At 71.7% G+C, this 20,245-nt stretch carries 16 protein-coding genes; 6 read left to right on the top strand and 10 right to left on the bottom strand.

The genetic code is table 11. The features are described from left to right. Positions 1-140: 140 nt before the first annotated feature. Positions 141-3,629, bottom strand: a complete 3,489-nt coding sequence (gene metH, locus ACIP4Z_RS11445) for a methionine synthase (RefSeq protein ID WP_355333029.1) — start codon at positions 3,627-3,629, stop codon at positions 141-143. A 329-nt stretch (positions 3,630-3,958) separates the two neighbouring features. Here metH and ACIP4Z_RS11440 point away from each other — a divergent pair, with 329 nt between their 5' ends. The 4 genes from ACIP4Z_RS11440 to ACIP4Z_RS11425 all read left to right on the top strand — a co-directional run bounded on the left by ACIP4Z_RS11440 (position 3,959) and on the right by ACIP4Z_RS11425 (position 8,965). Then, positions 3,959-4,723, top strand: a complete 765-nt coding sequence (locus ACIP4Z_RS11440; RefSeq protein WP_355333031.1) for an IclR family transcriptional regulator — start codon at positions 3,959-3,961, stop codon at positions 4,721-4,723. Positions 4,724-4,912: 189 nt separating this feature from the next. Continuing rightward, on the top strand, positions 4,913-5,701 hold the full coding sequence (locus ACIP4Z_RS11435; protein ID WP_401306738.1) for an MIP/aquaporin family protein: 789 nt from the start codon (positions 4,913-4,915) through the stop codon (positions 5,699-5,701). Between the two features lie 70 nt (positions 5,702-5,771). After that, positions 5,772-7,349: a glycerol kinase GlpK gene (gene glpK, locus ACIP4Z_RS11430; RefSeq protein WP_401306735.1), complete on the top strand. Its 1,578-nt coding sequence runs from the start codon at positions 5,772-5,774 to the stop codon at positions 7,347-7,349. 8 nt (positions 7,350-7,357) lie between these two features. Beyond that, complete coding sequence (locus ACIP4Z_RS11425; protein ID WP_355333038.1) at positions 7,358-8,965, top strand: glycerol-3-phosphate dehydrogenase/oxidase; 1,608 nt, start codon at positions 7,358-7,360, stop codon at positions 8,963-8,965. Here the strand turns inward: ACIP4Z_RS11425 and ACIP4Z_RS11420 are convergent. Together ACIP4Z_RS11420 and ACIP4Z_RS11415 are read right to left on the bottom strand one after the other, a co-directional pair. After that, positions 8,962-9,849 carry a hypothetical protein gene (locus ACIP4Z_RS11420; RefSeq protein ID WP_401306732.1) on the bottom strand — a complete coding sequence of 296 codons (888 nt, stop codon included), beginning with the start codon at positions 9,847-9,849 and terminating at the stop codon, positions 8,962-8,964. The genes ACIP4Z_RS11425 and ACIP4Z_RS11420 overlap by 4 nt on opposite strands. Continuing rightward, positions 9,846-10,421, bottom strand: coding sequence for a TIGR03086 family metal-binding protein (locus ACIP4Z_RS11415; RefSeq protein WP_391161069.1), 576 nt, complete (start codon positions 10,419-10,421; stop codon positions 9,846-9,848). The genes ACIP4Z_RS11420 and ACIP4Z_RS11415 overlap by 4 nt, the downstream gene beginning before the upstream one ends. 146 nt (positions 10,422-10,567) lie before the next feature. Between ACIP4Z_RS11415 and ACIP4Z_RS11410 the strand changes: the two genes are divergently transcribed. After that, entirely contained in the window at positions 10,568-11,413 is an 846-nt protein-coding gene (locus tag ACIP4Z_RS11410) for a DUF6597 domain-containing transcriptional factor (RefSeq protein WP_401306727.1), read from the top strand. Between the two features lie 146 nt (positions 11,414-11,559). Continuing rightward, complete coding sequence (locus ACIP4Z_RS11405) at positions 11,560-12,231, top strand: FadR/GntR family transcriptional regulator (protein WP_355333046.1); 672 nt, start codon at positions 11,560-11,562, stop codon at positions 12,229-12,231. A gap of 143 nt (positions 12,232-12,374) precedes the next feature. Here ACIP4Z_RS11405 and ACIP4Z_RS11400 read toward each other — a convergent pair whose 3' ends face one another. The 7 genes from ACIP4Z_RS11400 to ACIP4Z_RS11370 all read right to left on the bottom strand — a co-directional run bounded on the left by ACIP4Z_RS11400 (position 12,375) and on the right by ACIP4Z_RS11370 (position 20,188). Then, entirely contained in the window at positions 12,375-13,229 is an 855-nt protein-coding gene (locus tag ACIP4Z_RS11400) for an amidohydrolase family protein (protein ID WP_401306724.1), read from the bottom strand. A gap of 4 nt (positions 13,230-13,233) precedes the next feature. Then, positions 13,234-14,223 (bottom strand): aldo/keto reductase, encoded by a 990-nt coding sequence (locus ACIP4Z_RS11395; RefSeq protein WP_401306721.1) that lies wholly within the window; start codon positions 14,221-14,223, stop codon positions 13,234-13,236. Positions 14,224-14,251: 28 nt separating this feature from the next. Next, a complete protein-coding gene (locus tag ACIP4Z_RS11390) occupies positions 14,252-15,289 on the bottom strand; it encodes an ABC transporter permease (protein ID WP_188282963.1) in 1,038 nt (345 codons plus the stop codon). Beyond that, positions 15,286-16,872 carry a sugar ABC transporter ATP-binding protein gene (locus tag ACIP4Z_RS11385; RefSeq protein WP_401306718.1) on the bottom strand — a complete coding sequence of 529 codons (1,587 nt, stop codon included), beginning with the start codon at positions 16,870-16,872 and terminating at the stop codon, positions 15,286-15,288. Before ACIP4Z_RS11385 ends, ACIP4Z_RS11390 begins: the two co-directional genes overlap by 4 nt. Before the next feature lie 3 nt (positions 16,873-16,875). Beyond that, on the bottom strand, positions 16,876-17,913 hold the full coding sequence (locus tag ACIP4Z_RS11380; RefSeq protein WP_355333054.1) for a sugar ABC transporter substrate-binding protein: 1,038 nt from the start codon (positions 17,911-17,913) through the stop codon (positions 16,876-16,878). 143 nt (positions 17,914-18,056) lie between these two features. Continuing rightward, positions 18,057-18,866: an SDR family oxidoreductase gene (locus ACIP4Z_RS11375; protein ID WP_391048258.1), complete on the bottom strand. Its 810-nt coding sequence runs from the start codon at positions 18,864-18,866 to the stop codon at positions 18,057-18,059. Further along, positions 18,863-20,188, bottom strand: a complete 1,326-nt coding sequence (locus tag ACIP4Z_RS11370) for an L-fuconate dehydratase (RefSeq protein ID WP_401306713.1) — start codon at positions 20,186-20,188, stop codon at positions 18,863-18,865. Before ACIP4Z_RS11370 ends, ACIP4Z_RS11375 begins: the two co-directional genes overlap by 4 nt. Positions 20,189-20,245: the final 57 nt, after the last annotated feature.

Below are 20,245 nucleotides of genomic sequence, written 5' to 3'. Positions count from 1 at the left end.
GCTCGCGCGGTTCCCGGTGCCGGTCGGGCCGGCCCGTCCCGTTTCCGGGGGACACAAAGGCCGGTCGCCGCGTCCCGCGGACGGGAAGGCGACCGGCCTGTGCCGGACCGTCAAGTGTACGACTCGCTGGTGAGCCGCGCTCAACGCGCGTTGAAGTACTTGGCCTCCGGGTGGTGAATGATGATCGCGTCGGTGGACTGCTCGGGGTGCAGCTGGAACTCCTCCGACAGCTCCACGCCGATCCTGCCCGGCTCCAGCAGGTCCGCGATCTTCGCCCGGTCCTCCAGGTCGGGGCAGGCCCCGTAGCCCAGCGAGAAGCGCGCGCCGCGGTACTTCAGCGCGAACATGTCCTCGACCTCGTCCGGGTCCTCACCGGCGAAGCCCAGCTCCGAGCGGACCCGCGCGTGCCAGTACTCCGCGAGTGCCTCCGCGAGCTGCACGGACAGGCCGTGCAGCTCCAGGTAGTCCCGGTAGGAGTCGGTCGCGAACAGCTCGTTGGCCGCCTCGGAGACCCGGTTGCCGACGGTGACGACCTGGAAGCCCACCACGTCGGTCTCACCGGACTCCTCGGGCCGGAAGAAGTCCGCGAGGCAGAGCTGCCGCCCCCTGCGCTGGCGGGGGAAGGTGAAGCGGGTCCGCTCGGTGCCGTCCTCGCGCAGCACGATCAGGTCGTCGCCCTTGGACACGCACGGGAAGTAGCCGTAGGTCACGGCGGCCTCCAGCAGGCCCTCCGACTGCATCCTGGTCAGCAGCCCGCGCAGCCGGGGCCGGCCCTCGGACTCCACCAGCTCCTCGTACGTCGGACCGGTCGAGCGGGCCTGCTTCAGGCCCCACTGGCCCTTGAACAGGGCGCCCTCGTCCAGCCAGGACGCGTAGTCGGCGAGCTGGATGCCCTTGACGACCCGGCTGCCCCAGAACGGCGGGGTGGGGACGGGGTTGTCGACCGCGACGTCGGAGCGGATCTGGCCGAGGTTGACCGCCTTGTCCGGTCCGTCCGGCTCCGGCTGCTCGCGCTTGGGCACCCGGCGCTGCTTCAGCTCCGGCAGCGCCGCGCCCGGCACGCCGCGCTTGACGCCGATCAGCGCGTCCATCAGCCGCAGGCCCTCGAACGCGTCGCGGGCGTAGCGGACCTCGCCCTCGTAGATCTCGTGCAGGTCCTGCTCCACATAGGCGCGGGTCAGGGCGGCGCCGCCGAGGATCACCGGGAAGTCGGCGGACAGGCCGCGCTGGTTCAGCTCCTCCAGGTTCTCCTTCATGATCACCGTGGACTTCACCAGCAGGCCCGACATGCCGATCACATCGGCGCGGTGCTCCTGCGCGGCGTCCAGGATCGCCGAGACCGGCTGCTTGATGCCGAGGTTGACGACGTTGTAGCCGTTGTTGGACAAGATGATGTCGACCAGGTTCTTGCCGATGTCGTGGACGTCGCCGCGCACGGTGGCCAGCACGATGGTGCCCTTGCCCTCGTCGTCCGACTTCTCCATGTGCGGCTCCAGATACGCCACCGCGGTCTTCATCACCTCGGCGGACTGGAGCACGAACGGAAGCTGCATCTGGCCCGAGCCGAACAGCTCGCCGACCACCTTCATGCCCGCGAGCAGCGTCTCGTTGACGATGTCCAGGGCGGGCCGCTCGGCCAGCGCCTCGTCCAGGTCGGCGGACAGGCCGTTCTTCTCGCCGTCGATGATCCGGCGCTGGAGCCGCTCGTCCAGCGGCAGCGCCAGCAGTTCCTCGGCGCGGCTGGCCTTCAGCGACTTGTTGTCGACGCCGTCGAACAGCTCCATCAGGCGTTGCAGCGGGTCGTAGCCCTCGCGCCGCCGGTCGTGGATCAGGTCGAGCGCGACCTCGCGCTGCTCCTCGGGGATGCGGGCGATCGGCAGGATCTTGGAGGCGTGCACGATCGCCGAGTCCAGGCCCGCCTTGACGCACTCGTCGAGGAAGACCGAGTTGAGCACCACGCGCGCGGCCGGGTTGAGGCCGAAGGAGATGTTCGACAGGCCGAGGGTGGTCTGCACGTCGGGGTGGCGGCGCTTCAGCTCGCGGATCGCCTCGACGGTGGCGACGCCGTCCTTGCGGGACTCCTCCTGGCCGGTACAGATGGTGAAGGTCAGACAGTCGATCAGGATGTCCGACTCGTTGATGCCGTAGTTGCCGGTCAGGTCGTCGATCAGCCGCTCGGCGATCCCGACCTTCTTCTCGACCGTACGGGCCTGGCCCTCCTCGTCGATGGTGAGCGCGATCAGCGCGGCGCCGTGCTCCTGGGCGAGCGCGGTCACCTTGGCGAACCGGGACTCGGGGCCGTCGCCGTCCTCGTAGTTGACGGAGTTGAGCACCGCCCGGCCGCCCAGCTTCTCCAGTCCCGCCCGCAGGACGTCCACCTCGGTGGAGTCGAGCACGATCGGCAGGGTGGAGGCGGTGGCGAAGCGCCCGGCGACCTCGGCCATGTCGGCGACGCCGTCCCGGCCCACGTAGTCCACGCACAGGTCGAGCAGGTGGGCGCCCTCGCGGATCTGGTCGCGGGCCATCTCCACGCAGTCCTCCCAGCGGCCCTCCAGCATCGCGTCGCGGAACTTGCGGGAGCCGTTGGCGTTGGTGCGCTCGCCGATCGCCAGGTACGAGCTGTCCTGGCGGAAGGGGACCGTCTGGTAGAGGGAGGCGGCGCCCGCCTCGGGGCGCGGCCTGCGCGGGTGCAGGTCCTGGCCGCCGACCCGCTCCACGAGCTGCCGCAGGTGCTCGGGCGTGGTGCCGCAGCAGCCGCCGACCAGGGACAGGCCGTACTCGCGGGCGAACGTCTCGTGCGCGTCGGCCAGTTCTGAGGCCGTGAGCGGGTAGTGCGCGCCGTCCTTGGTGAGCACCGGCAGGCCCGCGTTGGGCATGGCGGACAGCGGGATACGCGAGTGCCGGGCGAGATAGCGCAGGTGCTCGCTCATCTCGGCCGGTCCGGTCGCGCAGTTGAGGCCGATCATGTCGATGCCGAGGGGTTCGAGCGCGGTGAGCGCCGCGCCGATCTCCGAGCCGAGCAGCATGGTGCCGGTGGTCTCCACGGTCACCGAACAGATCAGCGGCAGGCTCACCCCGGCCGACGCCATCGCGCGGTGGGCCGCGATCACGGCCGCCTTGGTCTGGAGCAGGTCCTGGGTGGTCTCGATGATCAGCGCGTCGGCGCCGCCCGCGATCAGCCCCGCCGCGTTGGCCTCGTAGCCGTCGCGCAGTACGCCGTACGGGGCGTGGCCGAGCGTCGGCAGCTTGGTGCCGGGGCCCATCGAGCCGAGCACCCAGCGCGGGCGGCCGTCGGCGGCGAAGCCGTCGGCGACCTCGCGGGCCAGGCGGGCGCCGGCCTGCGACAGTTCGTGGATCCGCTCGGGGATGTCGTACTCGCCGAGCGCGGAGTGGTTGGCGCCGAAGGTGTTGGTCTCGACGCAGTCCACGCCGACCGAGAAGTACGCCTCGTGGACCGAGCGCACGATGTCGGGGCGGGTGATGTTCAGGATCTCGTTGCAGCCTTCGAGCTGCTGGAAGTCGTCGAGCGTCGGCTCCTGCGCCTGGAGCATGGTGCCCATGGCGCCGTCGGCGACGACCACGCGGGAGGCGAGCGCCTCGCGGAGGGCGGCGGCGCGGGGTGCGTCCATCGGCGACGCGGTCGGGGAGGTACGCGTCGGCGCCGTGTTCGTCCCCGATGGGGAGGAACCGGACGTACCAGACGTAGGGGACGACGGAGAAAGCGAGGCCATGGAACGTGCTCCCTGGGATGCGACGGCTGTCGGCTATGCGTTCCCCGTCGGCGCCGACGCATCGGAGGGCGGCGGGACGCGCACCCGGCCAGCCTAGCGGGCCGCACCGTCCGGGCTCGAAGGCATTCCGATGGGCGGACCGTGGTGCCAGAATCATCTCTGAGATGATGGCGGTCGACATTGTCGACCGCTGATCATGACACCCCCCTCTGCTTGGAGTGCCGCCGATGCCAGGTCCCATCCAGTCGCTGGAACGCGCGGCGGCGATTTTGCGGCTGCTGGCCGGCGGTGAGCGCCGGCTGGGGCTCACCGACGTGGCCTCGTCGCTCGGCCTGGCCAAGGGCACCGCGCACGGCATCCTGCGCACCCTCCAGCAGGAGGGCTTCGTCGAACAGGAGCCGGTCTCCGGCAAGTACCAGCTCGGCGCGGAGCTGCTGCGGCTGGGCAACAGCTATCTGGACGTGCACGAATTGCGGGCCCGCGCGCTGGTGTGGACCGACGACCTGGCCAGGTCCAGCGGCGAGGCGGCGTATCTCGGGGTGCTGCACCAGGACGGCGTACTGATCGTGCACCACGTCTTCCGGCCGGACGACAGCCGCCAGGCGCTGGAGGTGGGCGCGATGCACCCGCTGCACAGCACCGCGCTCGGCAAGGTGCTGTCCGCCTTCGACCCGGTGGCGCACAACGAGGTGACCGAGCACGAGCGGGCGACGCTCACCGCGCGCACCGTCACCGACATCACCGACTTCGAGGCGCTGCTGGACCTCACCAGGGCGCGCGGCTGGGCCGCCGACCTGGAGGAGACATGGGAGGGCGTGGCCTCGGTCGCGGCGCCCGTCTACGACCGGCGGCGGATGCCGGTGGGCGCGGTGGGCATCACCGGCGCCGTGGAACGGGTCTGCGACGAGGGCGGCATCCAGGCCCGGCTGGTGGCGGCGGTACGGGACTGCGCCCGCGCCGTCTCCCGCGATCTGGGCGCCGCCCGCTTCTGATCCGCCCCGCCCGTATCCGGCCCTCGACGCCGCGCCCGCGCGGCCCTCTTCCGCGGTTCACCGTCCACTCCTCTTGACCTGCCGCTCCCGGAGAGAAAATATTCGCTGTACGGTCGACATTGTCGAACGCCGGACGCGATTCGGGTCGCCCGTGCCCTGACGTAAAGACACTTGGACAAAGGAGTCGCTGTGTCCAACGGCCATATCTTCATCGGCGAGACCTTCGGCACCGCCGTGCTCATCCTGCTCGGTGGCGGCGTCTGCGCCGCCGTCACGCTCAAGAAGTCGAAGGCCCGGGGAGCGGGCTGGGTCGCCATCTCCTTCGGCTGGGGATTCGCGGTGCTCGGCGGCGCCTACATCGCCAACGGCTACTCGGGCGGCCAGCTCAACCCGGCGGTCACCCTCGGCGTGGCGATCAAGACCGGTGTGTGGCACACCGTGCCCTTCTACCTGATGGGGCAGTTGCTCGGCGCGATGATCGGCGCCTTCCTGGTGTGGGTGGCCTACCTGGGCCAGTTCCAGGCGCACTTGACCGACCCCGAGATCGTCGGCGGGGGCACGACCTCCCCCGAGGGCCCGGAGACCGACCGCAAGGGGCAGCCCGCGGGACCCGTGCTCGGCATCTTCTCCACCGGACCCGAGATACGGAACCCGGTGCAGAACCTCCTCACCGAGGTCATCGGCACCGCCGTCCTGGTGCTCTTCATCCTCACCCAGGGCATGACGACCGGACTCGCGCTCAACGGCACCGGCATCCTGCTCACCGCGCTCCTCGTCGTCGGTATCGGCCTGTCGCTCGGCGGCCCCACCGGGTACGCGATCAACCCGTTCCGCGACCTCGGCCCGCGTATCGTGCACAGCCTTCTGCCGCTGCCCAACAAGGGCGGCTCGGACTGGAGCTACGCGTGGATCCCGGTGCTGGGCCCGCTGGCCGGCGCCGCGATAGCCGGCGGCCTGTACAAGCTCGCCTTCACGTAGGGCCGCCGCGAGACCGCCACGCCCACTCCCCCGCAGCCACTTCCCCCGCGCAGATCCCGAGGAGCACCACGTGACCGACACCACCGCCGCCGCCGGCACCCACTCGCACGGCACCGGCCCGTTCATCGCCGCGATCGACCAGGGCACCACGTCGAGCCGCTGCATCGTCTTCGACCGGGACGGCCGGATCGTCGCCGTCGACCAGAAGGAACACGAGCAGATCTTCCCCAAGCCGGGCTGGGTGGAGCACGACGCCGCCGAGATCTGGACCAATGTCCAGGAGGTGGTCGAGGGCGCCATCGCCAAGGCCGCCCAGGACAACGAGGGCTTCAGCGCCGCCGACGTCAAGGCGATCGGCATCACCAACCAGCGCGAGACCACCCTGCTGTGGGACAAGAACACCGGTGAGCCGGTGCACAACGCGCTGGTCTGGCAGGACACCCGCACCGACGTGCTCTGCCGCGAACTGGGCCGCAACGTCGGCCAGGACCGCTTCCGCCGCGAGACCGGCCTGCCGCTCGCCTCGTACTTCGCCGGACCCAAGATCCGCTGGCTGCTGGACAACGTCGAGGGCCTGCGCAAGCGCGCTGAGCGCGGCGAGATCCTCTTCGGCACCATGGACTCCTGGGTGATCTGGAACCTCACCGGCGGTGTCGACGGCGGCCGGCACGTCACCGACGTCACCAACGCCTCCCGCACCCTGCTGATGAACCTGCGCACCCTGGACTGGGACCACAAGATCCTGGAATCGATCGGCGTACCCGCCGCCGTACTGCCGGAGATCCGTTCCTCCGCCGAGGTGTACGGCAGCACGGTCGGCGGCGTGCTGGACGGCGTGCCGGTGGCCTCCGCGCTCGGCGACCAGCAGGCGGCGCTGTTCGGGCAGACCTGCTTCGCCGAGGGCGAGGCCAAGTCCACCTACGGCACCGGCACCTTCATGCTGATGAACACCGGTGAGACCCCGGTCAACTCCTACAACGGCCTGATCACCACCGTCGGCTACCGGATCGGCGACGACGCGCCGGTCTACGCGCTGGAGGGCTCGATCGCCGTCACCGGCGCGCTGGTGCAGTGGATGCGCGACCAGATGGGGCTGATCAGCACCGCCGCCGAGATCGAGACGCTGGCCTCGTCCGTCGAGGACAACGGCGGCGCCTACTTCGTACCGGCCTTCTCCGGCCTGTTCGCCCCCTACTGGCGCGACGACGCGCGCGGGGTGATCGCCGGGCTGACCCGTTACGTCACCAAGGCGCACATCGCGCGCGCCGTGCTGGAGGCGACGGCCTGGCAGACGCGGGAGATCGCCGACGCCATGACCAAGGACTCCGGCGTCGAACTGGCCGCCCTCAAGGTCGACGGCGGCATGACCTCCAACAACCTGCTCATGCAGACCCTGGCCGACTTCCTGGACGCGCCCGTGGTGCGCCCGATGGTCGCCGAGACCACCTGCCTGGGCGCGGCCTACGCGGCCGGTCTCGCGGTCGGCTTCTGGCCCGACACCGAGGCACTGCGGGCCAACTGGCGGCGCGCCGCCGAGTGGACCCCGCGCATGGACGCGGCCCAACGGGACCGCGAGTACAAGAGCTGGCTCAAGGCCGTGCAGGCCACGATGGGCTGGCTCGAAGAGAGCACCGCAGAGGAGCACTGATTCACCCCATGACCACCTCGCAGCGCGTTCCCGCCCTGGGTTCGCATCCGACCGCAGGCGCCAACCCCGGCAGGGCCGAGACCCGGGATCTGCTCGGCCGTGCCACGTACGACCTGCTGGTGATCGGCGGTGGCATCCTCGGCATCACCACCGCCTGGCACGCCGCGCAGTCGGGGCTGCGGGTGGCCATGGTGGACGCCGGTGACTTCGCCGGGGCCACCTCCTCCGCCTCCTCCAAGCTGCTCCACGGCGGCCTGCGCTACCTCCAGACCGGCGCGGTGAAGCTGGTGGCGGAGAACCACCTGGAGCGGCGCGCGGTCTCCCGTGACATCGCGCCGCACCTGGCCAACCCCCTCACCTTCTATCTGCCGGTCTACAAGGGCGGCCCGCACGGCGCGGCCAAGCTCGGCGCGGGCGTCTTCGCGTACTCGGCGCTGTCCGCCTTCCGCGACGGCGTCGGGCATGTGATCAGCCCGGCCAAGGCCGCGCGGGACGTGCCCGAGCTGCGGACCGACAATCTGCGCGCGGTCGCCGTCTACGAGGACGGGCAGATGAACGACGCCCGGATGGCGCTGATGACGGTACGGGCCGCGGTCGACGCGGGCGCGACCGTGCTCAACCACGCCGAGGTCACCGGGCTGCGCTTCACGCGGGGCCGGGTCACGGGCGCCGATCTGCGCGACCGCGTGGACGGCACCGAATTCGGGGTCGACGCGCGGCTGGTGCTCAACGCCACCGGGCCGTGGGTGGACCACCTGCGGCGGATGGAGGATCCGGCCGCGGCGCCGTCGATCCGGCTGTCCAAGGGCGCGCACCTGGTGCTCAAGCGGCACTCGCCGTGGCGGGCGGCGCTGGCCACCCCGATCGACAAGTACCGCATCACCTTCGCCCTGCCCTGGGAGGACATGCTGCTGCTCGGCACCACGGACGAGGTGTACGAGGGCGATCCGGCCGATGTGCGGGTCACCGAGGCCGACATCGCGCAGATCCTGGACGAGGCGGCCTTCTCCGTCCGCGACCAGCAGCTCTCCCGCGACCTGATCACGTACTCCTTCGCGGGTCTGCGGGTGCTGCCCGGCGGTCCCGGCGACACCTCGAAGGCCAAGCGGGAGACGGTCGTCACCGAGGGGACCGGCGGCATGCTGTCGGTGGCGGGCGGCAAGTGGACCACCTTCCGGCACATCGGCCGCACGGTGATGACCAAGCTGGCCGAGCTGCCCGGGCATCCGCTGTCCGACGACATGGAGCCGATGTCGTCGCTGCCGCGCCGGGCCCCGCTGCCCGGTTTCGCCAGCCCCGACGCGGTCGCCCACCGGCTGCTGATCGACGGCGACGCGCCGGGACCGCGCATGGCGGCCGACACCGCCAGGCACCTGGCCACCCACTACGGCTCGCTGGCCTTCGACATCGCGCGGCTGGCCAACGAGGACCCGGAGCTGGCCCGGCGCGTGCACCCGGACGCCCCGGAGATCTGGGCCCAGGTCGTCTACGCCCGCGACCACGAGTGGGCGCAGGACGCGGACGACGTGCTGCGGCGGCGGACGACGCTGACCATCCGCGGTCTCGACACGCCGGAGGTGCGGGAAGGGGTCGAGCGGGTGCTTCGCCGGGACTAGGAAGTGGGGGCCGCCGTCCCTGCGGGCGGTTCCGTCGCGGCGGCCTCGGCCGTCCCGGCGGGCTGGGTTGTCTCGGCGGGCTGGGCCGTCCCGGCGGGCTGGGCCGTCCCGGCGGGCTGGGCCGTCTCGGCGGTCAGGCGGTCGAGTTCGGCGAACAGGGCGGTCGGGGCGGGGCGGCCGGTCCTGGGCAGCAGGGTCAGCCAGCGGTCGCGACCCTCGTGCCAGAGGCTCACGGGGTTGGCCTCTGCCACGGCCGCGATCGTACGGGCGGGCAGCTCGGCCTCCGCGGCGCGCGACGGCGTCAGCCAGTGCGCGGTGCTGTCCTCGGCGAGCCGGGCCATCCACAGCACATGGCGGGCCGCGTGCCAGAGCGCGTCCCGCGCGCGCAGGTGCTCGCCGCGCGCGGTGACGTGCAGCGCGAGCACCAGCCAGTTGGCGAACCGGCCGCACAGGTCGGCGATCTCGTCGGGCGCCGCGGGGAGCACGGGGTGCTCGGGCACCGCTTCGAGCACGGGCGTCAGCAGCCCTTCGCGGTCGACGACCACCATCCGCTCGACGGCGGCGCCGCGCGCGGGCCAGGTGGCGACCGTCGGGATGTCGTCGGTGGTCGCGAAGTGGAATTCGCCGCGCACCGGGCCCGGGAAGAGCACGACATGGCTGCCGAATTCGTTGAGCAGCACCAGATTGGCCGGGGCGATCTCCCGGCACCACTGCTCGGGTTCCACTTCCGCGCGCCGCTCCGGGTCGAAGAAGAGCCAGAATTCGACGTCGCTGTGGGCGTCGCCCTCCCCCGCGGCGAAGGAGCCGTACATCAGTGCCGCGCCGAGGCGTTCGTCGGCGCGGCACATGTCCCGTACCCGGGCGATGAGGTCGTGCTGGATCATGCCGCCCAGTATGGGTCGCGGCCGGACAGGGCGACAGCGGTTTCGAAGTCGGTGGCCCCGGCGGGCGGTGCGACCGGTTCCGCGAAGCCCTTGTACTGCCGGAACATCTCGGCCTGCTCGCGCACGACGGCCAGCAGCAGGGCGCCGGACTTCTCGTCGGCCCTGAACTCCTGCCCGGTGGCCTTGGCGACGTCCCAGCCGTGCAGCAGCAGCTCCATGAAGAGCATTCCGGCGATGTCCTTCGCGGGCATCGCCATGCCGCCCATGTCCAGCTCGCCCTCCCAGGCGGCCGGGTCGGCCCAGGCGTCCGCGGCCCGGTCGAGCTGCCGCGCGTAGGCGGCGGCCCAGCCGGGCTCCGCGGTGAAGTCGCGCTCGCCGAGGTCGGCGGGGTGCGGCTCCTTGCGGGCGCGCAGCTCCATGCCGAGGCCGGTGTACGCGACCCAGTGGTTGATCAGGGTGCGGGTGTCGTAGTCGGGACAGGGCGTGGGGCCGGTGAGCTGGTCGTCGGTGATCCCGGCGGCGACCCGGGCGGCCTCCGCGGCACTGTCGGCGATCTGTGCGTGGAAGTTCATGCCCTCGACGCTAGGCGCGACCGGGGACGGCGGTCTTGAAGAAACGCGACACCCGGCCCGTGTCGCGTGGCCGCGCCGTTGCCGGTGCTCCCGCGTGCCCGCGCGTGCCCGCGCCGTTGTCGGTGGCCGCGTTTACAGTGACGGGCATGAGCGGGCACGGGCTGGGGCGCGGGGTGCTGAGGCCGGAGGCGGCGGGCGGGCGCGTCGAAGTACGGCGGCAGCAGCCGCGGCCCGCGCTGGCGGCTCTGGTCGACTTCTACTGGAATCCGCGCTGGGACCTGCGGGGGCGGCCGGACCACGAGCAGAAGGTGCTCGCCCACCCCAATGTCCATCTGGTCTTCGAGGCCCCTGAGCCACTGGTGTACGGGGTGCAGCGCGGGGTGTTCAGCCGTGTGCTGCACGGGCGCGACCAGGTGTTCGGGGTGAAATTCCGGCCGGGCGCCTTCCGGCCGTTCATCGACGGGCCGGTGGCGGAGCTGGCCGACCGCGCGGTGCCCGCGGCCGGTCTGCTGGGCGGCCCGGCCGGGGCCGTCGAGGCACTGAGCCGGGAGATCCTGGCGCTGGACGACCTGGCGGCGATGACGGCGCTGGCCGAGGAGTATCTGCTGGAGCTGCTGCCCGACACCCGGCAGGACCCGGTGGTGGCCGAGGTGGCGGACCTGGTCGAGAGAATCGAGAGGGGGGTCCCCCCGGCCGATGAGCGCGGGAGGATCACCGCCGGCCCGCAGTTCTTCCGGGTGGACGAGCTGGCCCGCGAGCTGGACCTGCCCGTACGGCGGCTCCAGCGGCTCTTCGCGGAGTACGTGGGGGCGAGCCCCAAGTGGGTGCTGCGCCGGGCCCGGCTGCACGAGGCCGCGGCCCGCGCGGACGGCGGCGCCGACATCGACTGGGCCGCGCTCGCCGCCGACCTGGGCTATGCCGACCAGGCGCACCTGACCCGTGACTTCACCGCGGCGGTCGGCGCGCCGCCGAGCCGGTACGCGAGCCGCTGAGCCCGTACGGGGGGGCGGTTCGGCCGGTACGGGGGCGGCTGTGCCCGGTTCCGGCCGTTGTTAGGCGTTCCGGCGCGCCGGGCCCATAATGGGGCCTCATACATCGGAGGTCTGGCGGCGGCGGGACCTGGACAGGGGAGGCGCTGATGGCGGTCACCGACGAGGCCATCGAGAGGATCAAGGAGATGATCGTCTCCGGGGCGCTGCGTCCGGGCGACCGGCTCCCCAAGGAGAGCGAACTCGCGGCCGAGCTGGGGCTGTCCCGCAACTCCCTGCGTGAGGCCGTCCGCGCCCTCTCCCTGATCCGCATCCTCGACGTCCGCCAGGGCGACGGCACCTACGTCACCAGCCTCGACCCGCAGCTCCTGCTCGAAGCCCTCAGTTTCGTCGTGGACTTCCACCGCGACGACACCGTGCTCGAATTCCTCGCGGTCCGCCGCATCCTGGAACCCGCCGCCACCGCGATGGCCGCCGTCCGCATCTCCGTCGAGGAGCTGGACGCCCTCGAAGGCAAGCTGGACGCGCTCGGCCCGCAGCCGTCCGTCGAGGAACTGGTCGCCTCCGACCTGGAGTTCCACCGCGGCATCGTCCAGGGCTCGGGCAACTCCGTGCTCTGCTCGCTGCTCGACGGCCTGTCAGGACCCACCACCCGCGCGCGCGTCTGGCGCGGCATCACCCAGGTCGACGCCGTCAGCCGCACGCTGCACGAGCACCGGGCCATTCTCACCGCCCTGCGCGACCGCGACGCCGAGGCTGCCCGTTCGTGGGCGACGGTGCATGTCGCCAGCGTGGAGCAGTGGCTTCGCTCAACGCTTTAGCCCTCCGGGCGGGGGTGGGGAGGGCGCGAGCCCTGTGCGTTCGCCCTCCGCGGGGCCTCGCTTTCCGCCCCTAGAACTCGGCCTGCCGCCCCGGCGAACGAACCGTCCAGGGCCGCGCCCCCGGGAGCAGGCGCTGCACTGGCTCAGGGGCCCGACGGGGGCAGGTTCAGGGCGTAGAGGCGAACGGCGTTGCGGCCGAGGACGGCGTCGCGGGCGGCGGGGGTGAGAGGGGAGAGGGCCGCCTCGGCGAGGGCGACGACGGAGGAGTAATCGGCGGCGAGGGTGCACACGGGCCAGTCGGAGCCGAAGAGGAGCCGGTCGGGCCCGAAGGCGGCCAGGAGATGGCGGGCGTAGGGCAGCACGTCGGCGACCCGCCACCGGTGCCAGTCGGCCTCCGTGACGAGCCCGGAGAGCTTGCACCAGACGTTCGGCAGCGCCGACAGCTCGGTCATGGAGGCGGCCCACGGCTCCCAGCCTCCGCCGCCGACCGGCGGCTTGGCCCCGTGGTCGAGGACGAACCGCACCTCGGGCAGCGCCCGCACCGTGCCGATGGCGGCGGGGAGCTGGTCGACGGTGACGAGCAGGTCGTAGACGAGCCCCGCGGCGCCGACGGCGGCGAGGCCGGACCTGACGTCGGCGCGCGCCAGCCATCCGGGGTCGGCCTCGTCCTGGACCTGGTGCCGTATGCCGACCAGGGGTCCGAGGGCGGCCAACGCCGCCAGGGTGCCGGGGAGTTCGGGCGAGGTGAGGTCGGCCCAGCCGACGACCCCCGCGACCCGGCCGCCGGAGTCGCGGGCGAGGGCGAGGAGTTCGCGGGTCTCGTCGAGCGAGGCGCTGGACTGGACGAGCACAGTGGCGTCGATCCCGTGCGCGTCCAGCAGCGGAAGGAGTTCCGCGAGGCGGAACGTCCGGGCGATGGGGTCGAGTTCAGCCCCGGTCAGCCACGGCTGGGGGCGCCTTTCGAGGTCCCACAGATGGTGGTGGGCGTCGATCCGCATCGGGTCAGGCCCCCTCGGCGGGAGCCCTGAGCGGCAGCGGCGCGTCCTTGTCCAGCAGCCCGCGGGCGACCAGAGCGTGCCAGAGCGCGTCCGGGATGTCGTACGAGAACAGCTCCGCGTTGTCGCGCACCTCGGCGGCGTTGGCGGCGCCCACCACGGCCGAGACCACCGAGGGGTGCGCGAAGGGGTAGCGCAGCGCGGCGGCGCGCAGCGGGACGTCGAACTCGGCGCAGACGGCGGCGATGTGCTGGGCGCGGGCCAGGATCTCCGCTGGCGCTTCGACGTAGTTGTAGTGTGCGCCGGGTCGCGGGTCGGCCAGCAGGCCCGAGTTGTAGACGCCGCCCACGACGACCTTCGTACCGCGCCGTTCGCAGGCCGGCAGCAGGTCGTCCAGCGCGGTGCGTTCCAGCAGCGTCCAGCGGCCCGCGCACAGCACGACGTCGACATCGAGGTCCGCGACGAGGCGGGCGAGGATGTCGCTGTAGTTCATGCCGAAGCCGATGGCCTTGACCACGCCCTGGTCGCGCAGGTCGGCCAGGGCGGCGAAGCCGGTGTCGTAGATCTCCGGCAGGTGGTCCTCGGGGTCGTGCAGATAGACGATGTCGACGGCGTCCACGCCGAGCCGTTCCAGGGAACCCTCCAGCGTGGCGCGGATGCCGTCGGCGGTGTAGTCCCACTCCCGCGCGCGGGCCGGGGAGTCGGTGAAGCCCTGGCCGTCCGGGGCCTCGCCCGGCCGCAGGTCGCGCAGCCTGCGGCCGACCTTGGTGGAGAGCACGTACGTGGAGCGGTCCCGTCCGGCCAGCGCCCGGCCGAGCCGTTCCTCGGACCGGCCGAGACCGTAGTGCGGCGCCGTGTCGAGGTACACGGGCCCCGCGGCCCCCGTCTCGAAGGCGGCGGCCACGGTGGCCTCGGCCTCCTCCTCGGTGACGGCGCGGTAGAGGTTGCCCAGCGGCGCGCAGCCGAGGCCGAGCCGGGGCAGTACCGGTACGGGCATGGTGACGTTCTCTCCCTCGGGTATCCGGTCAGTCCTGCTTCTCGCCGCTCGCGAAGCGGGAGATGATCAGCGCGACGATGATGATCGCACCGTAGAGGAACTTGTCCCACAGCGGCGGCACACCGCCCAGCGTCGTGACGTTCACGACGAGTTGGAGCGCGACGACACCGGTCAGGGCGCCGAAGAGGGTGCCCTTGCCGCCGTTGAGGCTGACGCCGCCGATCACGGTGGCGGCGAAGACCTGGAAGATCCAGCCGTTGCCCTGGGTCGAGGAGATCGCGCCGTAGTGGCCGACGTAGAGCACACCGGCGAAGGCGGCGAGCAGGCCCGCGACGGCGAGGACGACCCAGGTGATGAGGTCGACCCGGATACCGGCCGCGCGGGCCGCCTCCTTGTTGCCGCCGATCGCGTAGAGCGCCCGGCCGTGCCGCAGATAGCCGAGCGCCAGGCCGCCGAGGACGAAGAGCACCAGGCAGATCCAGACCGCGGCCGGGGCGCCGAGCCAGGACGCGCCGCCGAGGTAGGAGAAGGACGCGGGCACCTCGACGATGGACTTGCCCTGGGATATGCCGTCCTGGAGGCCGCGGAGCATGGTCAGCATGCCGAGGGTGGCGATGAAGCCGTTGACCCGCAGTTTCAGGATCAGGAATCCGTTGAAGCCGCCGATGAGCACGCCCACCAGCAGGCAGAGCGGGATCGAGGACCAGCCGGGCAGCAGTCCGATGCCGTGGTAGGTGGCGGAGCCGGTGCTCGGCATCACCAGCCACATGGCGATCACGGGGGCCACGCCGATGGTGGACTCCAGCGACAGGTCCATCCGGCCGGAGATCAGGATCATCGCCTCGCCGAGCACCAACAGGCTCAGCTCGCTGCACTGTTGGAGGACGCCGAGGAGGTTGTCGGAGGTCAGGAAGGTGGGCGACACGATGAAGCCGATGACGCCCAGCAGCAGGATCACCGGCAGCAGGGACAGGTCCCGGTAGCGGGTGAGCTGGATACGCGGCGCCGGCCGCCGGGTCTTGTCCGGTACCGCCACATCGGCGGTCAACTGACTGGTGTCACTCATTCCTCGGCTCCCTCGTCGCCGCCCGAGGGCAGCCCTTCCATGGCCGAGACCAGGTCCCGGTCGCTCCATCCGCTGCCGAACTCGGCGATCACCCGCCCGTGGAAGAGCGCGATCACCCGGTCGCAGACCCGCAGGTCGTCCAGTTCGTCGGAGACGATGACGGCGGCGTCGCCGCGGTCCGCGACGCCTCTGACCACGCCGAGCAGCGCGTCCTTGGACTTCACGTCCACGCCCGCGGTGGGGCGGACGGCCACCAGCACGCGCGGGTCGCGGGCCAGGGCGCGGGCGATGACGACCTTCTGCTGGTTGCCGCCGGACAGGTCGGCCACCGGCTGGGCCGGTCCCGAGGTCTTGATGTCCAGCGAGCTGATCATGCGCTGTGCGAATTCCCTGGTCCTGGACGGCAGGACCGTGCCGTACGGGCCGAGTTGGTCGGTCACGGTGAGGGTGGCGTTCTCCGCGACGCTGCGGCCGAGCACCAGGCCCTGCCGGTGCCGGTCCTCGGGTACGTAGCCGATCCCGGCGCCGAGCGCGTGCGGGACGCTGCCGGGGCGTACGGCCTTGCCCGCGACCAGGGTCCGGCCGCCGGTGGCCTTGCGCAGCCCGACCAGGGTCTCGCCGAGCGCGGTGTTGCCGCTGGCGGTGGCCCCGGCCAGGCCCAGCACCTCGCCGGGGCGTACGGCGAAGTCGATGCTGTCGAAGGCGCCGTCGAGCACGAGCCCTTCGGCGCGCAGGACGGCGTCCCCGGTGTCCGCAGCCACCTTGGAGACCGGCACCGACAGCGAGGTGGACAGCGCCTTGGACGCCGACTCGTCGGCCGACCCCCGTGCGTGCCAGGCCAGTTCGGCCTGCGCCGCCTCCCCGGTCATCGCCTCGACCAGTTCCGCCTTGCTCAACTCGGCGACGGGCGCGGTCACGACATGGCGGGCGTCACGGTAGACCGTGACGGTGCTGCACAGGTCGTAGACCTCCTGGAGGTGGTGCGAGATGAACAGGAAGGCCACGCCCTGCTGTTGGAGGCCGCGCAGCTTGGTGAAGAGCCGCTCGATGCCCGCCGCGTCGAGCTGCGCGGTGGGCTCGTCCAGGATGATGAAGCGCGCGCCGAAGGACAGGGCCCGCGCGATCTCCACGAACTGCCCCTGCTCGACGGTGAGATCACCGGCGCGCGCGGTCGGGTCGACGTCGACCCCGTACTCGGCGAGCAGGTCGCGGGCCCGGCCGCGCAGCGCGGACCAGCGGATCCGGCCGCGGCCGAATCTGTTCAGGAACAGATTCTCCGCGACGGTCAGATCGGGGACGACCATCGACTTCTGGTAGACGCAGGCCACTTTGGACTGCCAGGCGGCGGTGTCGCCGGGCGCGGGGGCGGGCTTCCCGAGGAAGGAGACCCGCCCGGCGTCCGGGGCGTGCAGCCCGGTCAGCACGGAGACCAGGGTGGACTTGCCCGCCCCGTTGCGGCCGACGAGCGCGTGCGAGTCGCCGGCCGCGACGGTGATGCCCACCCGGTCCAGGGCCACGGTGGCCCCGAACCGTTTGACGATGCCCTCCGCGTGGACCGCGGGGGGCGGTACGGCCTCGGCCATGGGTCAGCTCTTCCCGAGCTGGTTGGCCCACAGGCTCGCGTCGTCCACGTTGTCCTTGGTGACCAGCGGGGCGGGGAGCTGGTCCTCGAGGCCGTTGGGGATCTTGATGATCGTGGAGTCGTGGTCGGTCGGGCCCGGCTGGAAGGTCTTCCCGGCCAGTGCCTCCTTGGCGTAGTACAGCGCGTACTTCGCGTACAGGTCGGCGGGCTGGGAGATGGTGGCGTCGATCTGCCCGGCCTTGATGGCCTTGAACTCCTCGGGGATGCCGTCGTTGGAGATGATCGTGATGTGTCCCGGCGTGCCCGGCGGCTTGAGCAGGTTCTTCTGCTGGAGCAGCGCGAGGGTCGGCTGGAGGAAGACCCCGCCGGCCTGCATGTAGATGCCGTTCAGGTCCGGGTCGGCGGCCAGCGTGGTCTGGAGCTTGGCCGAGGCGGTGGCGCCGTCCCAGTTGGTGACCAGCGGGATCACCTTGATGTTCGGGAATTTGCTCTTCATGCAGGCGGCGAACGCCTCCGAGCGGTCGCGGCCGTTGATCGAGGACAGGTCGCCCTCGAACTCCGCGATCTTGCCCTTGCCCTTGAGCTGTTCGCCCAGGTACTCGCACGCCTTCGTGCCGTACGCCTTGTTGTCCGCGCGGACGACCATGTACACCGGGCCCTTGTCGGGGCGGGTGTCGACGCTGATCACCGGGATCTTCTTCTTGGCCATCTGCTCCAGGGTGGAGGCGATGGCGCCGGTGTCCTGCGGTGCCATCACGAGCGCCTTGGCGCCCTCGTTGGCGAAGCTCTGCACGTTCGCGACGAGCTTGCCGATGTCGTTCTGCGAGTTGGTGCGGGGCAGGGCCGAGACGTCACCGGCCTTGACGCCCTTTTCTATGTAGCTGTTGTACGAGTTCCAGAAGTCGCTGTCGGAGCGCGGCAGGTCGATGCCGACCTTGCCGGAGCTGCCCGCCTTGCTGTCGCTTCCCCGGTTGCAACCGGCGAGCGCGGTGACCGCGAGCAGTGCGGCACAGGCGGCCACGGTCGTTCTGCGCAGTCTCATCGTCGAGCCCTGCCCTTCGAATTGTGTGTCGGCTCTGCGGAGGATGTGGTGCGGGGGCGGTGCCTGAGGTGCGGAGGAGCTGATGTGCGGAGGAGCTGACGTGCTTGGGGACAACTGCCGTGCGCGGAAGCCGGGGTGGCGGCTCAGCTTCCGGCGGGGCGCAGGCGCAGTCCCTGCATTCCGCCGTCGACGGCGAGCGCGGTTCCGGTCACGCTCGCCGCGGCGGGACTCGCCAGGTAGACGATGGCCGCGGCGACCTCGTCGGCGGACACCAGCCGTCCCAGGGGCTGGCGTGCGTCGAGTGCCGCGCGCTCGGCGGCCGGGTCCTCGGCCTGGTCGAGGAGGCGGCCGATCCAAGGGGTGTCGGCGGTTCCGGGGTTCACGCAGTTGACCCGTACGCCCTCGCGTACGTGGTCGGCGGCCATCGCCAGGGTGAGGGCGAGCACCGCGCCCTTGCTCGCGCTGTACAGCGCCCGCTGCGGCAGTCCCGCGGTCGCGGCGATCGAGCAGGTGTGGGTGATGGAGGCGCTGCCCGGCCGGGCGGCGGCGGCCTCGCGCAGGTGCGGCAGGGCGGCGCGGGCGGTCCGCATCATGCCCAGGACGTTGATGTCCAGCACGCGCTGCCACTCGTCGTCCGGGTTGTCCTCGACGGTGCCGATGGCGCCGATCCCGGCGTTGCTCACCACGATGTGCAGGCTGCCGAGTTCGGCGACGGCCGCGCCGACCGCGGCCCGTACGTCCTCGTCCGAGGTGACGTCGGCGGTGACGGGGACGGTGCCGCTCGGCGCGCCCGCGGTGTCGCGGTCGAGTACGGCGACGCGCGCGCCGCGGGCGGTCAGCAGCGCCGCGGTGGCGGCGCCGATCCCGGAGGCGCCGCCGGTGACGAGGGCGGTGAGGCCCGCGAGGTCCTGGGCGGCGGAGGCGGCGTGCGTCGGATCGGCGCTGGTGCTCATCGGGTCAGCTCCTGTCGGGCCTGTCGCGCCTGCCACACCGGGCCGTCCGGGTAGCGGTAGTCGGCGAGCGACTCCGGGACCATACGGGCGGAGAAGCCGGGCGCGGCAGGGGCGCGGTATCGGCCGTGGTCCATCACCACGGGATCGGTGAAGTGTTCGTGCAGGTGCGGGACGTACTCGATCACCCGGTTGTCCCAGGTGCCGGAGACGGCGACGTAGTCGAACATCGACAGGTGCTGGACCAGTTCGCACAGACCCACGCCGCCGGCGTGCGGGCAGACCGGGACGCCGAATTTGGCGGCGAGCAGCAGGATCGCGATGTTCTCGTTGACCCCGGCGACGCGGGCCGCGTCGATCTGGACGAAGTCCACCGCGCCGGCCTGGAGGAGCTGCTTGAACACCACGCGGTTGGCGACGTGTTCGCCGGTCGCGACCGGCACCGGCTGGCCCGCGCGGATCGCGGCGTGCGCGAGGACGTCGTCGGGGCTGGTCGGCTCCTCGATCCAGTACGGGTCGAAGGGCGCCAGCGCCCGCATCCAGTCCACGGCGTCGGAGACGTCCCAGCGCTGGTTGGCGTCGACGGCGATCCTGATGTCGGGGCCGACCGCGTCGCGGGCCAGCCGCATCCGGCGCAGGTCGTCGTCGAGGTCGCCGCCGACCTTGAGCTTGATCTGCTGGAAGCCCGCGGCGACGGCCTCCTTCGACAGCCGGGTCAACTTGTCGTCGGAGTAGCCGATCCAGCCGGGTTCCGTGGTGTAGGCGGGGTAGCCGCGACGGCGCAGTTCCGCGGCGCGCTCGGCGCGGCCCGGCTCGGCGCGCCGCAGGATCTCCAGCGCCTCATCGCGGGTCATGGCGTCGCTGAGGTAGCGGAAGTCGACCATGTCCACGAGCTGTTCCGGGCTCATCCCGGCCAGCAGTTCCCAGACCGGCAGTCCGGCCCGGCGGGCGGTCAGGTCCCAGGCGGCGTTGACCACCGCCCCGGCGGCCATGTGCATCACGCCCTTCTCCGGGCCGAGCCAGCGCAGTTGGGAGTCGTGGGTGAGCAGCCGGTAGAAGCCGCCAAGATCACCCGTGACACTGTCCACCGAGCGGCCGACCACGTAGGGTCGCAGTGTCCTGATCGCCGCGGCGACGACGTCGTTGCCGCGCCCGATCGTGAAGCAGAGACCGTAGCCCGCCAGGCCGCCGGGCGAGTCCGTACGGAGCATGACGTAGGCGGCGGAGTAGTCGGGGTCGGGGTTCATGGCGTCCGAGCCGTCGAGCTGCTCCGAGGTCGGAAAGCGGATGTCGTACACGTCGACCTCGGTAATGGTCGGACTCATGCACACCCCCGTCGTGAGACATCGGATCTTTTCTTGATGATCCGATGTATAGCGGCG

Source organism: Streptomyces sp. NPDC088910 (genome assembly GCF_044749865.1).
Classification (GTDB): domain Bacteria; phylum Actinomycetota; class Actinomycetes; order Streptomycetales; family Streptomycetaceae; genus Actinacidiphila.
Note: the sequence above shows the minus strand (reverse complement) of the source record. Positions and strands in the feature narration are given on the sequence as shown.

Excerpts from the sequence above, each read along its gene's own strand:
- metH (WP_355333029.1), bottom strand. The coding sequence starts at position 3,629 with ATGGACGCACCCCGCGCCGCCGCCCTCCGCGAGGCGCTCGCCTCCCGC.
- ACIP4Z_RS11440 (WP_355333031.1), top strand. The coding sequence starts at position 3,959 with ATGCCAGGTCCCATCCAGTCGCTGGAACGCGCGGCGGCGATTTTGCGG.
- ACIP4Z_RS11425 (WP_355333038.1), top strand. The coding sequence starts at position 7,358 with ATGACCACCTCGCAGCGCGTTCCCGCCCTGGGTTCGCATCCGACCGCA.
- ACIP4Z_RS11420 (WP_401306732.1), bottom strand. The coding sequence starts at position 9,849 with ATGATCCAGCACGACCTCATCGCCCGGGTACGGGACATGTGCCGCGCC.
- ACIP4Z_RS11415 (WP_391161069.1), bottom strand. The coding sequence starts at position 10,421 with ATGAACTTCCACGCACAGATCGCCGACAGTGCCGCGGAGGCCGCCCGG.
- ACIP4Z_RS11410 (WP_401306727.1), top strand. The coding sequence starts at position 10,568 with ATGAGCGGGCACGGGCTGGGGCGCGGGGTGCTGAGGCCGGAGGCGGCG.
- ACIP4Z_RS11405 (WP_355333046.1), top strand. The coding sequence starts at position 11,560 with ATGGCGGTCACCGACGAGGCCATCGAGAGGATCAAGGAGATGATCGTC.
- ACIP4Z_RS11400 (WP_401306724.1), bottom strand. The coding sequence starts at position 13,229 with ATGCGGATCGACGCCCACCACCATCTGTGGGACCTCGAAAGGCGCCCC.
- ACIP4Z_RS11395 (WP_401306721.1), bottom strand. The coding sequence starts at position 14,223 with ATGCCCGTACCGGTACTGCCCCGGCTCGGCCTCGGCTGCGCGCCGCTG.
- ACIP4Z_RS11390 (WP_188282963.1), bottom strand. The coding sequence starts at position 15,289 with ATGAGTGACACCAGTCAGTTGACCGCCGATGTGGCGGTACCGGACAAG.
- ACIP4Z_RS11385 (WP_401306718.1), bottom strand. The coding sequence starts at position 16,872 with ATGGCCGAGGCCGTACCGCCCCCCGCGGTCCACGCGGAGGGCATCGTC.
- ACIP4Z_RS11380 (WP_355333054.1), bottom strand. The coding sequence starts at position 17,913 with ATGAGACTGCGCAGAACGACCGTGGCCGCCTGTGCCGCACTGCTCGCG.
- ACIP4Z_RS11375 (WP_391048258.1), bottom strand. The coding sequence starts at position 18,866 with ATGAGCACCAGCGCCGATCCGACGCACGCCGCCTCCGCCGCCCAGGAC.
- ACIP4Z_RS11370 (WP_401306713.1), bottom strand. The coding sequence starts at position 20,188 with ATGAGTCCGACCATTACCGAGGTCGACGTGTACGACATCCGCTTTCCG.